Consider the following 12,269-nt stretch of genomic DNA (forward strand, 5'->3'; position numbering starts at 1 on the left):
CCCACGGGTAGGGCGCGCCTTCGAGCCCGCCCCGGGCCGCGAACTCCCACTCGACCGGGACTCAGCCGGCGGCGTACGGGTTGACCTCTTCGTGCATGTCGGTCATGAACTGCGACCACATGTCGTTTTCGTCAGGGGCCGCGCCCACCAGGTCGTAGTGGCCGTCCAGGAACGAGGTGTCCAGCTGCCAGTCGGGCAGGTCGATGTCCTGCTCGTCGAGGGTCAGCGGGTCCTCGTGGTGGGCGTCCACGGAATCGAGTTCGGCCTCGGCGGTGTAGTCGTGGCCGTCGTGCGTGTCTTGGTGCGTGTCGTCGTGCGTGTCATGGCCGGCGTCGCCCTCGTGGGTGCCGTCGGCGTATGTGTCGTGCTGGTCGTGTCCCTCATATACGTGCGCGTCGACCAGGCCGTGGTCGACTCCGCCGTCGTGGTCGACGTGGAGTTCGTGCTCCATGCCCCAGTCGAGGTCAAAGTCGCTCATAACCTGCTCCCGGATTCTTCGATCTACCGCTGCAGCGCGGTACATCTAGAACGGTAGGGAACGGCGGGAGCGACCGGCTCCCGGAAACGTGCCACTCAGCGCGTGCGGCGGTCGAGCCACCCGTCGCCGTTGACGTCCTCGTAGCGCGCGTCCACGACGCCGTCGGAGTTCGAGTCCACGTCGGAGGAGTCGATCAGGCCGTCCCGGTTGACGTCGTGCCCGACGAACTCGGGGCGCCCGTCGCCGTTCGTGTCGACCACGATGTCGACGCCGCCGTCCGCCCGGTTGACGTAGGTGTGCTGGTCCCAGCGCCCGTCGCCGTCCCAGTCCACGCGCGTGTGGTAGCCGTCGGTGGGCGCGGACCCGGGAACCTGGGCGTGCCCCGCGTGCTGGGCCACGCCCGACAGGGCGCCGCCGAGTCCGCCCTGGTGCGGCTGCTGCTGGCCGAGGTCCTGCAGCCCGGCGCCGAGGCCGGTACCGCCGTGCCCGCCGGGCTGGTAGCCGCCCAGGCCGGCCGCGACGCCGGCGCCGCCCTCAGCGGCGGACTCGGCCGGGGTGCCGCCGGTCGCGCCGGTGTAGGTGCCGGCGCGGTAGACGGTGCCCGAGGAGTGGGTCTCGCTGTGGTACTCGGTGTGGGAGTACGAGTCGCCGCCCTCATGCCGGCCGCCGCCCGCGTCCTGCACGGCGTGCGCGATCGAGCCGCCACCCGGCTCGCCGCCGGCGGGCTCGAGGGCGGCGTGGCGGCCGCCGGCCTGCTGCTCGACCACGTCGTGCATCCGCTGACCGAGGTCCGCCCCGCCGGAGCCGTGCACCCTCAGGCCGCGGGCGGACACGTCGTGGGCGCTCACCCCGGCGCCATGGCCGTGCAGCACGTCGCCGAGGCCGGAGCCGATCGACGAGAACACGCCGAACATGCTCGCCTTGCTGGTGCGCTGCTCCACGTGGGCCTGGCCGCCCCCGCCCGCCTCGCCGAGCTGGGTCTGCAGGATGTCCAGCTCGTCGGGGGTCAGCCGGTAGCCGGCCAGGGCTCCCTGCGGGTCGGCCGCCAGCCGTGCCTTGAACGCGGGATCGCCGAGCAGGCGCTCCAGCACCTCATCGAAGTCGGACATCGCAATTTCCCCCAGATTGTGTACCGCCCGAGCTCAGTCGAGCTCCGGCATCGGTATCGGCTGCGGCCGCGGGCGACAGGTCCCGCACTGCACCGCGTCCTCCACGACGAGCCCCTCCGCCCGCCCGCGGCTCTGCGAGCGGTGCACCTCGAGCAGGTAGGGGCCGAACTTCGCATGGTCCTCGCACAGCCCGCGACCGCAGAACCGGCACGACCCCCGCGCCGCCTTGGCGCAGAACCAACAAAGCACGCTCGCTCCTATGTGTGCCAGTGATCAGCCGATGATGATGATGCTGCACGCCGAGACGGTCACCGACGACGCGTTCACCGTGCTCGACAGGCCGGCGCCGTCGATGGCGGTGACCTTGACCGCGAGCGTGCCGCCGCGGTTGCTGGTGCCGTTGTTGTTGACCGGCCCGATGCTGCCGTAGTAGTCGCCGTCGCGGGACATCGACCGGGAGCCGGACGCGAACCCGCTCCACGACACCGTCACGCCCTTGATGATCCCGCTGTCGTCGGTCACCCTGACGCGAATCGACACCTGGGTCGACCCGTTGTTGCACGGGGCGCCCGAGTTCAGGGTCTGGTCGATCGGGCTCGCCGGCTGGGTCACGATGGTGATCACCGGCGGCTGGTTGGGCGGCGGGCCGGCCGTCGTCGTCCGTGGGACCGCGGGCGTCGTCGTGGGCGGCTTGGCGGTGGTCCTCGTCGGCGTCGGGGTCTTCGTCGGCGTCTTCGTCGGGGTCGCCTCCGTGGACGCCGGGTCCGAGGCCGAGGCCGACGCGGACGGCGAGTCGCTCGGCGAGGGCAGCTCCGACGGCGTGTCCGAGGCCGACGGCACCACGGTCGGCGTCCCGCCCGGCTTCGGCAGCGCCACCCCGTCGCCGCAGGTCAGGTCGGCCGCGGAGCTCGGGTCGACGACGGTGCCGTCCAGCTTCACCACGCCCCGGCCCACCTCGGGATCGCTGCCCGCGGGCAGCGCGAAGCGGGCCGCGCCCTCGTTGGTCACCGGGCCGACCGTGAGGCGCAGCGGCTTGAAGGCGGTCGTCGTGCTCGTGGTGTCGACCAGCAGCCGGCCCTGCTCCAGGGTCAGCGCGGCGGTCGGCTCGATCGGCGTGCCGAGCTCGCTGACCTGGCCGCTGACGAGGGCGCCGACGCGCAGGTCGGCCCCGGCGCAGAGCACCGTCGCGCTGCCGCCCCGGAAGGTCAGGGACGCGGTCGACTTGACGCTGATGTGGATCGAGTCGCCCTGCTGGACGTACACCTTGTCATTGCGCGTCAGGGTGCGGTCGATGCCGTTGACGCGCACGGTGGCGTCGCCTCGGGTGACGGTCACCAGGGCGCTGTCGGTCGGCATCTCCGCCCACACCGGCCCGGTGAACAGGTTCGCGCCGGTGAGGAACAGGGCGAACAGCAGGAGCAGGACCAGCAGCCACCAGAGCCGGCGCTCGAAGCGGCGGTCGACGCTGTCGTCGGCGGGCGCGGGCGGCCCGGGCGGCGCGGCCAGCGGCGGGTAGTTCGAGGGCGGGTGGGCGCCCGCGATCGGGCGGCGGCCGCCGGACGGGGTCGTGTCGGCGGGCCGGCCCAGCAGCAGCGGCAGGCCGGCGACGGCGGGCAGCAGCCAGGCGCGGGCCGGGGTGCGGGCGGTGGCCACCTGGCCGGGTGAGCCGTCGCCGTACGGCCCGATCATCGACCCGCGGTGCAGCTCGACGCCCTCGGGCAGCAGCAGCGAGCCCGACTCGACCACGAGCGCGTCGTTGCCGGTGCGCAGCACGACCGGCTGGCCGGGGCCGAGCTGCATGGGCCGGGCGCGGGTGAGCAGGCCGAGACGGTCGTCGGGGCCGAGGCTCGACAGGGCGGGCGTCTCGTCGATCAGGGTCTCGAGCTCGGCGCGCTCCACCGGCGGCGGGCCGGGCAGCGGCCCGACGGCGGCCGAGACGGTCGAGGCGGGGATGGCCAGCAGCGTGGTGCCCGCGGTCATCCAGCTCAGCGCGGCCGGGGCGCCGGTCAGCGCGTTGGCGAGGCCGACGATCCCGCCGCGGCCGACGCGCTCCCGGACGGTACCGGTGGGATCGCCCGGACGCCTCGCCTCCAGGGCGCCGTCGACCACGACGAACACCGACGGCTGGGCGGCACCGGCGAAGACGAGCTGGTCGCCGGTGCGCGGGTGCACCCAGCGGGCGTCCCCGGCGAGCCGCGCGAGGGCGTCCGGCGGCAGGTTGGACAGCGCCGAGGAGCTCAGCGCGGCGAACCGGCGGGGCTCGTCGCGCCCGAGCTTGCGCTCGCCGAGCCGGTCCCGCACCCGCCGGCCGCGCCGCCGCAGCCAGCCGAAGAAGAGGTACACCACCGGCGCGAGCAGCCCCGCGACGATCACGGCGAGCAGCCCCCGGGCGAGCCACCCGGCGTTCCACAGGCCGGTCACGACGCCGGCCACGCGGTCGGTGTAGACGCGGTAGACGAGGTTGATCGCGATCGCGATCCAGATGACGGCGAGCATGCCGTAGAGCGCGACGAGCCGGCCCTCGCGGTCGAGCTCGGAGAAGCGCGGCGGGCGGCGGCGCAGCCGGGCGAGCACCCAGGCGAGGCCGCGGGCGCGCAGGTTCGGCACCTCGAGCCAGTCCATGAGCAGGTAGTAGCCGTCGAGGGCCATGAACGGGTTGAGGTTGAACAGCGCGTTGAGGTACCACGCGAAGGCCAGCTTGAAGGTCCAGGGCTCCAGCTCGGGGAAGAAGACGCCGACGAGCTGGCAGGCGCCGGCGAGGACCAGGCCGGTGGCCGGGCCGGCGATGGTGGTCACGAGCCGGGCGCGGCGGCCGGCCATCCACACGTCCGTGGTGTCCACGAAGACGGAGGGGATGCCGAAGTACACCAGGAAGCCCGCGACGGGCACGCGCCGGCCCGCGTGCTTGGCGCCCAGCGCGTGCCCGAGCTCGTGGCAGGCCAGCGCCACCACGTTCAGGCCGAGCAGGACGAGGGCGCCGGAGAAGTACGAGTCGTTGGTGAGGAACACCGACTGGTCCGCGCGGAACCAGTTCCACACGAACACGCCGAGGCCGGCCGCCGCCACGAGCCCGCAGAGCACCGCGACGATCCGGGTGAAGAAGAGCCGACCGCCCGCCTTGTACAGGAAGGTCACGACCGGGTCCACGCGGGCGAGCACGACCCGGCGGCCCTGGGCGGTGGCCAGCAGCCCCCGGCCCAGCCGGATCGGCCACGGCCGCCGGTGCACGCGCTGGAGCTTGCTGAACGCGTCGACGGGCAGTTCGCCCAGCATCCGGTTGCCGGCGAGGTCGGCGACGATCCGGGTCACCTGGTCGGGGGCGAGCCGTCCGGAGATGCGCGCGAACTCGGCCACGAGCCGCGCCACCGTGCGGCTGCCGTCCATGAGCCGCGCGAGCCGGTACTCCTCGGGCGTCAGGCGCACGTAGCTCGACTCGCCGTGGTCGGGCGAGCGCAGCATGACGTACTCGACCCCGCGCGCCGACGTCAGCGTGACCGCCTCGACACCCTCGCGCAGCACGGGCCGGGCCCGCGCCGGGTTGAGCCGGTCGGTCACCGCGTGCCAAAGTCCGACATCGGCGGGGCCGAGCGGGACACCCGGGGCGCGCCCGGCGAGGGCCTCCCAGACACTGATGCGCGTCTCGATGACGGACACTGTCGCTCCTGTATGGACACGGTTCCGGCCCCGGACTCTAGGGGCCGCCGCAGGAGCCGGAAAGGTTCCGTCCCGAACGTGACAGAGCTTCGGCGAAGATGGCACTGTGTTTATCCTCGCCATCGACCAGGGCACGACCTCCACCCGTGCGATCGTGTTCGACGCCGACGGCGCCATCGTGGCGCTTGACCAGCGCGAACACCGCCAGAGCTTCCCCCGCCCCGGCTGGGTCGAACACGACCCGGTCGAGATCTGGCACAACGTCCAGGCGGTGTCGACCCGCGCGCTGGATCAGGCCGGGCTCTCCCGCGCCGATGTCGCCGCCATCGGCATCACCAACCAGCGCGAGACCACCATCCTGTGGGACGCCCGCACCGGTGAGCCGGTGCACCCCGCCATCGTCTGGCAGGACACCCGCACCGACGCGCTGATCCGCTCGCTGGCCGGCGACGCGGGCCCGAACCGCTTCCGGGAGCGCTGCGGCCTGCCGCTGGCCACGTACTTCGCCGCACCCAAGGTGGTCTGGCTGCTCGACAACGTGCCGGGCCTGCGCGCGCGGGCCGAGGCGGGCGAGATCCACTTCGGCACCGTCGACACCTGGCTCATCGAGAAGCTGACCGGGCGGCACGTGACCGACGTGACCAACGCCAGCCGCACGATGCTCATGAACCTGACGACGCTGGACTGGGACGACGAGCTGCTGGCGGCGTTCGGCATCCCGCGGGTCATGCTGCCCGCGATCGGCTCCTCGTCCTACGTCTACGGCGAGGCGAAGACCATGCTGCACGGCGTGCCCGTGGCCAGCGCGCTGGGCGACCAGCAGGCGGCGCTCTTCGGCCAGGCGTGCTTCGCGCCCGGGGAGGCGAAGTGCACGTACGGCACCGGCTCGTTCCTGCTGCTCAACACCGGCACCCGTCCGGTGCCGAGCGAGCGGGGGCTGGTGACCACGGTCGGGTACCGCATCGGCGACGCGGACCCGGTCTACGCCCTCGAAGGTTCCATCGCCATCACCGGCTCGCTCGTGCAGTGGCTGCGGGACAACCTGGGCCTGATCGCCTCCGCCCCGGAGATCAACGACCTGGCGGCGACCGTGACGGACAACGGCGGCTGCTACATCGTGCCGGCGTTCGCGGGCCTCTTCGCGCCGCACTGGCGCCCGGACGCGCGGGGCGTCATCACCGGGCTCACCGGCTACGTCACCAAGGGCCACCTCGCCCGCGCGGCCCTGGAGGCCACCGCGTGGCAGGTGAAGGATGTGGTCGACGCGATGATGGCGGAGTCGGCGGTACCGCTGGAGACGCTCAAGGTCGACGGCGGGATGACCGCGAGCGATCTGCTCATGGCCTTCCAGGCCGACGTGCTGGACGTGCCCGTGGTGCGCCCGACGGTCGCGGAGACCACGGCGCTCGGGGCCGCCTACGCGGCGGGGCTGGCGGTCGGGTTCTGGCCGGACACCGACACGCTGCGTGAGAAGTGGCAGCTGGACAAACGCTGGGAGCCCGCGATGGCGGCCGAGCAGCGCGACCGCGGGCACGCGCTGTGGCTGCGGGCCGTGGAGCGCTCCTTCGGCTGGGCGGACTGAGCACGGCAAGAGGCGGCGCACTCCGCCAAGTGCGCCGCCTCTTGCTTTCTGGGAGGGGAATCCAGCCTTTGGTGCGGTTCTAGCTGAGCAGCTGCTGAGCGACAGACTTGGCGGTGTTGCTGGAGATCGCGAAGCCGACGCCGATGTTGCCGGCCGTCTCGCTGGTCGAGGCGATGGCGGTATTGATGCCGATGAGCTGGCCGGCCATGTTGACCAGGGCGCCGCCCGAGTTGCCCGGATTGATCGCGGCGTCGGTCTGGATCGCGCCCGTGATCTTCGCGCCGGTCGAGACCTGCTGGCCGCGGCCGCCCTGGCCCGACTCGGCGCTCTCGTCGATCTCACGGTTGAGCGCGCTGACAATGCCGGAGGTCACCGACGCCTCCAGGCCCAGCGGGCTACCGACGGCGAGGACCGTGTCGCCCACCTTGACCGAGGAGCTGTCGGCGAAGGCCAGCGGGGTATAGGTGCCACCGCCCGTGAGCTTGACGACCGCGAGGTCGTTGGCCTCGTCGGTGCCGACGATCTGGGCGGTGCCCGACTTGCCGTCGGAGAAGCTGATCTGCACCGTGTTGCCGCGGGCGGTCGCGACGACGTGGTTGTTGGTGAGGATGGCGCCGTCGGTCGTGATGATCACGCCCGAGCCGACCGCCGAGCCGGTGTTGATGGAGACCACGCTCGGCAGCACGGCGGCCGCGACGTCGGCGAGGTTCGTGCTGCCCGACTTCGAGGAGCTGGAGTTCTGCGCGCTGACCACGGTGCTCGTCCCGCTCGCCGGCCGCAGCTCCAGGGCGGCGACCCCGCCGCCGAAGGCCGACGCGGCGGAGATCGCGACCGCGGCGACCACCGCGATGACGCCCTTGCTCAGCCGGCGGCTCTTGAGAGGAGCCGGCACCGCAGTGGCGGGCGTCACATAGGGTGACGACGGCGGGTACCACTGCGGGGGGTGCTGCATGTGCGGGACGTGCGGCGGCACGTGGTTGGAAGGCATGTGCTGCTGTGCTTCGGCGGCCGGCGTCTGCGCCCATCCCTGCTGTTCGCTCATGATTTGAGCTTGGCCGGAGTTGCTTGCGGGCCACCGGGAGCGGCCTGGGAACCGGCTGTGAGGGGAAGCCGAACCTGGAAAGTCGCCCCGCCACCGGGCGTGACGAAGACCGAGACCGTGCCCTGGTGCACCGCCACGAGCGCGGCGACGATCGCCAGGCCCAGCCCGCTACCGCTGTGCGAGCCGCCGGCCTGCTGGCGGGTGCGCGCCTTGTCGACGCGGTAGAAGCGCTCGAAGACGCGGGCCGCCTGCTCGTCGGTCAGGCCCGGCCCGTGGTCCACGATCTCGATCAGCGCGTCGCCGCCGTCCCGGCGCAGCCGCAGCTGCACGGGCGTGCCCGGCGGCGTGTGGGTCAGCGCGTTGGTCATGAGGTTGCCGACCACCTGCCGCAGCCGCGCCTCGTCGCCGTTGACCTCGATGGGCTCGTCGGTCTCGAGCTCCAGCGCGATGTCGCGGTCGGGGGCCACGGCGGAGGCGGCCGCGACCGCGTCGCCGGCGATCACCCGCAGGTCCATGTCGGCCAGGCTGAGCGGGCGCTCCTGGTCGAGGCGGGCCAGCATCAGCAGGTCCTCGACCAGCAGCCCCATCCGGTTGGCCTCGTCCTCGATGCGGCGCAGCAGGGCCGAGGTCTCCTCCGGGGCGCGGGCGGCGCCCTGGCGGTACAACTCGGCGAATCCCCTGATGGTGGTGAGCGGCGTGCGCAGCTCGTGGGAGGCGTCGGCGATGAACTGCCGCATGCGCTCCTCGGACGCCTCGCGCACGCGGAAGGCCCCCTCGATCTGCCCGAGCATGACGTTCAGCGCGCCGGCGAGGTGGCCCATCTCCGTCTCGGGCGGGCTCTCGGGCACGCGCTTGGTGAGGTCGCCGGCGGCGATCGCGGCCGCGGTGCGCTCGATGTCGCGCAGCGGCTGCAGGCTGGTCCGCACGATGGTGACCCCGACGGCGGCGATGACCACGAGCACGCCCGCGCCGATGAACAGCTCGGCCGCGACGAGCTCGTCGACCGCGTTGTCGATCATCGACAGGTTCTCGGCGACGCCGATGACGTTGACGCCGTCCTGCCGGGTGGTGGGCCGCTTGATGATCAGCACCCGCCAGCGCTCGCGGGTGCTGGCGGCGGTCACGGTGTAGGGCTCACCGATGTGGTCGCTCACGTCGTCGCCCACCGGCAGCGGCGGCCGGGGGTCGCTGTCGGACAGCCCGACGATCTGCCAGCCCAGCTGGTCCTTGGAGTTGTAGGCCAGATAGAAGTAGAAGTAGTTGCTCTGCGTCATGACCGACGTCTGACCGCGGGACTGGGCCTGCACCTGCGCCTGCAGCCGGTCGAGGTCGACGTTGCCGGCGAGCTGGCGCAGCTGGCCGTCGACCTTGTCGATCATCGAGCTGCGCATGACCAGGGCGCTGGCGACGCCGATGACGAGCAGCGCCATGGTGACCAGGGTCAGCACGGCCGCCACGAGCTTGACCCGCAGCGGAACGTCGGCGATGAACCGCACCGCAGGACCGGATCAGACGGGCAGGCGCAGGACGTAGCCCACGCCGCGCAGGGTGTGGATGAGCCGCGGCTCGGCGATGTCGACCTTGCGGCGCAGGTAGGAGATGTAGGACTCCACGATGCTGTCGTCGCCGCGGAAGTCGTAGTTCCACACGAAGTCCAGGATCTGGGCCTTGGACAGCACGCGGCCGGCGTTCAGCATGAGGTACCGCAGCAGCTTGAACTCCGTCGGGGACAGCGCGATGGTCTGTCCCGCCCGGCTCACCTCGTGCGTCTCCTCGTCCAGCTCCAGGTCGTGGAAGACCAGGCGGTTGGGCCCGGGATCGCCGGCGGTGCGGCGCAGCACGGCCCGGATGCGGGCGGTGAGCTCCTCCAGGCTGAACGGCTTGGTGACATAGTCGTCGCCGCCGAGCGTGAGGCCGCGGACCTTGTCCTCGGTGCCGTCGCGCGCGGTCAGGAAGACGACCGGGAGCCGCACCCCGCCCTCGCGGAGGCGCCGGATCACCTCGAAGCCGTCGAGGTCGGGCAGCATCACGTCGAGGACCACCAGGTCGGGCTTGGCCTCGCGGGCCGCGGTGACCGCCTCACTGCCGGTGGTCACCGCGTCCACCGCAAAACCGGCAAAGCGCAGGCTGGCGGAGAGGAGCTCGCGGATATTCGGGTCGTCCTCGACCACGAGCAGCCTCGCCTCAGCCTGCGCCACGCCTGGCGACGATGCACCCCCGGATTGTGCGACGCCGCCTCGTACCCCCATGCGCATATCTTTCCGCCCTCCGCTGGAGTAGGGCTGGTGGTTGCCTGGGAAGTTCCTGGGCACCGTCCGGCCTACCTCAGCAAGCGTCTCACCTGGTCGATCGCGCCGTCCAACACCACCAGGGTGGCACGCATGGTCTCCTGGCTCGCGCGGCCCGTGCGAGCCAGGCGGCGCACCTCGGCCAGCAGCAGCGCGGCCTTGTCCTCCAGCTCGCCGACCACGTCCGCGGGCGGGGCGGACGGGCGGGCCCCGGTGGCGCCGGGTCGCGGCGGATAGCCCCACCCGAACGAGCCCGGCGCCGGCGCCGGGCCGTTGCGCACCTGGCGGCTGGCCTCCTTGAGCTCCCGCTTGAGGTCGCGCACGGAGCCGCGAACGCCCTGCTCGACCTCGTCGGCGAGCGTCGAGAGGTCGGCGAGGGAGGCGTTGATGTCGGCCTCGAGCGACTCGAGCTCACGGGCGCGCCGGTCGAGCTCGGCGCGGCCGGCGGCGGTGATCTCGTACACCTTCCGGCCGCCCTCCGCCGTGTGCGTGATCAGGCCGTCGGCCTCCATGCGCTGCAGGCGGGGGTAGATGGTGCCGGCCGACGGGGCGTAGAGGCCGTGGAAGCGGTTCTCGAGCAGGCGGATGAGCTCGTAGCCGTGGCGGGGGCCCTCGTTGAGCAGCTTCAGCAGGTAGAGCCGGAGCCGGCCGTGGCTGAACACCGCGCTCATGCCGTCTTCTCTTCTTCCTGGTTCTCGGGGCTGCCGTCCTGCTTCTCTTGCCGGCTGCCGGCCTGCGGTTCGCTGCTGGTCGACGGTTCGCTGTTGGTTGGCGGTTCGCCGCCCATCAGGCGCATCGCTTCCTCGTCGTCCATGGGCGGTTCGGCGTCCTCGTCGTCCATCGGCGGCTCGTCGTCCACCGGTCTGCGCAACAACGAGATCGTGCCAGACGTGGCGCTGGCCGCCAGATGTCCACCGGACCCCGTGCCGAGACGCCCGGTCACGGTGTTCTTCGCGTGCTGGTCGAGCTCGGGGAACCCGTTCACCACGTGCCCGGAGATCGCGTGCAGGCTCACCCGCAGGTCGCTGTCCTCCCGCACCCGTGCCGTGATCTCCCCCGACACCGTGTCGAGGCGCACCTCGGTCCCGGCCGGAGGGTTGTCGAGATCGCAGGTGACAGAGCCGGAGATGGTACGAGCCGAGACCTCCCCCGCCGTCGAATCCGCCACCACGATCTCGCCCGACACCGTCTCGAACGCCACGGTGCCCCCGAGCGTGAGCCCCTCGATCGAGCCGGACACGACCCGCCCGGACACCGGCCCGTCGATGCCGAGCAGCGTGATCCGCCCGCTGGTGACGTCCACGGTGGCCCCGTTGCGCAGCGAGGACGCGATGATCGCGCCCGACGCGAGGTGCAGCCGGACCGCGGCCCCCGTCGGCACCACGATCGAGACGTCGACCTTGAACCGCTGGTGGAACAGCCACCAGAGAAATCCCGGCCAGCCCTTCGGGAACTCCTGCGTGACGTCGAGCCGCCCGTTGCCGACCTCGACGTGCACGGGCCGGTCCCCGATCTCGGCCACCTCGACGCGCGCGGGCCCGTCATCGGACCCGACGACGTTGAGCCGCCCGGCGACGAGCGAGACACTGAGGTCGGTGACACCTTCTTCGAGCACGATCTTCTGCGGCTCGCCGATCTTCCACGCGGTCATGTCGCGCACTCCTCGCTCACGCTCACGCTCTTGCCGCCGAGCGTAGCGCGAAACGCGATACATCGCGACTGTCACTCACGACATAATGGCTCGCCGCATGGTCGGCGCGGATGGCCCGGTCCAGCCGCGCGCGCCGTGGCGCTCAGCCTCGCGCACCGTGCGCGCACTGCGGCACCGCGGCACGGCGCAGACGCGCACCGCGGGCACCGCGCAGTGCGCAGACCGCGACGCTTGGGCCATGTCCGGTGCAGTGGCGCGGGAGCGATCGACGGCTGATCCCGCAGGGGTGGCCGGTCCGGAGCGGTTCGGTGAGCCGTGCAATCCGGCATGTCCGAGCCGCTTCGACGGCTGGGGCCGGTTCTAGCCCAGGTCCTTGAGCAGGTAGAACGCGGTGTCGCTGCCGTACTCGGCGAGGGCGGCCCGCAGCGCCGCCCGGTAGGCGTCCCGCTCGTCCTCGGTACGCTG

10 protein-coding genes are annotated in these 12,269 nt (G+C 72.3%); 1 reads left to right on the top strand and 9 read right to left on the bottom strand.

Annotated features, from left to right (window positions below; translation table 11 throughout):
• Positions 1-61: 61 nt before the first annotated feature.
• From ABT369_RS57160 to ABT369_RS57175, 4 genes are all read right to left on the bottom strand, one after another.
• Positions 62-478 (bottom strand): hypothetical protein, encoded by a 417-nt coding sequence (locus tag ABT369_RS57160; RefSeq protein WP_350627052.1) that lies wholly within the window; start codon positions 476-478, stop codon positions 62-64.
• 95 nt (positions 479-573) lie between these two features.
• Positions 574-1,587, bottom strand: a complete 1,014-nt coding sequence (locus ABT369_RS57165) for a hypothetical protein (RefSeq protein ID WP_350627054.1) — start codon at positions 1,585-1,587, stop codon at positions 574-576.
• A 33-nt stretch (positions 1,588-1,620) separates the two neighbouring features.
• Positions 1,621-1,836, bottom strand: coding sequence for a hypothetical protein (locus ABT369_RS57170; protein WP_344613228.1), 216 nt, complete (start codon positions 1,834-1,836; stop codon positions 1,621-1,623).
• A 24-nt stretch (positions 1,837-1,860) separates the two neighbouring features.
• On the bottom strand, positions 1,861-5,241 hold the full coding sequence (locus ABT369_RS57175) for a cyclic nucleotide-binding protein (RefSeq protein ID WP_350627056.1): 3,381 nt from the start codon (positions 5,239-5,241) through the stop codon (positions 1,861-1,863).
• 106 nt (positions 5,242-5,347) lie between these two features.
• On the opposite strand from ABT369_RS57175, the gene glpK reads away from it, so the two are divergent.
• Entirely contained in the window at positions 5,348-6,823 is a 1,476-nt protein-coding gene (gene glpK / locus ABT369_RS57180) for a glycerol kinase GlpK (RefSeq protein WP_350627058.1), read from the top strand.
• Positions 6,824-6,902: 79 nt separating this feature from the next.
• On the opposite strand, the gene ABT369_RS57185 is transcribed toward glpK, so the two are convergent.
• The 5 genes from ABT369_RS57185 to ABT369_RS57205 form a co-directional block, all read right to left on the bottom strand.
• On the bottom strand, positions 6,903-7,865 hold the full coding sequence (locus ABT369_RS57185) for a S1C family serine protease (protein WP_350627060.1): 963 nt from the start codon (positions 7,863-7,865) through the stop codon (positions 6,903-6,905).
• The gene (locus ABT369_RS57190) at positions 7,862-9,361 is read right to left on the bottom strand and encodes a sensor histidine kinase (RefSeq protein WP_350627062.1); all 1,500 of its coding nucleotides are present in this window, start codon (positions 9,359-9,361) and stop codon (positions 7,862-7,864) included. Before ABT369_RS57190 ends, ABT369_RS57185 begins: the two co-directional genes overlap by 4 nt.
• A gap of 12 nt (positions 9,362-9,373) precedes the next feature.
• On the bottom strand, positions 9,374-10,063 hold the full coding sequence (locus tag ABT369_RS57195) for a response regulator transcription factor (protein WP_350627064.1): 690 nt from the start codon (positions 10,061-10,063) through the stop codon (positions 9,374-9,376).
• 122 nt (positions 10,064-10,185) lie between these two features.
• Positions 10,186-10,824: a PadR family transcriptional regulator gene (locus tag ABT369_RS57200; protein WP_350627066.1), complete on the bottom strand. Its 639-nt coding sequence runs from the start codon at positions 10,822-10,824 to the stop codon at positions 10,186-10,188.
• Positions 10,821-11,804, bottom strand: a complete 984-nt coding sequence (locus ABT369_RS57205) for a DUF4097 family beta strand repeat-containing protein (RefSeq protein WP_350627068.1) — start codon at positions 11,802-11,804, stop codon at positions 10,821-10,823. Before ABT369_RS57205 ends, ABT369_RS57200 begins: the two co-directional genes overlap by 4 nt.
• Positions 11,805-12,269: the final 465 nt, after the last annotated feature.

This window comes from Dactylosporangium sp. NPDC000244 (genome assembly GCF_040300725.1).
In the GTDB taxonomy this organism is placed as follows: domain Bacteria; phylum Actinomycetota; class Actinomycetes; order Mycobacteriales; family Micromonosporaceae; genus Dactylosporangium.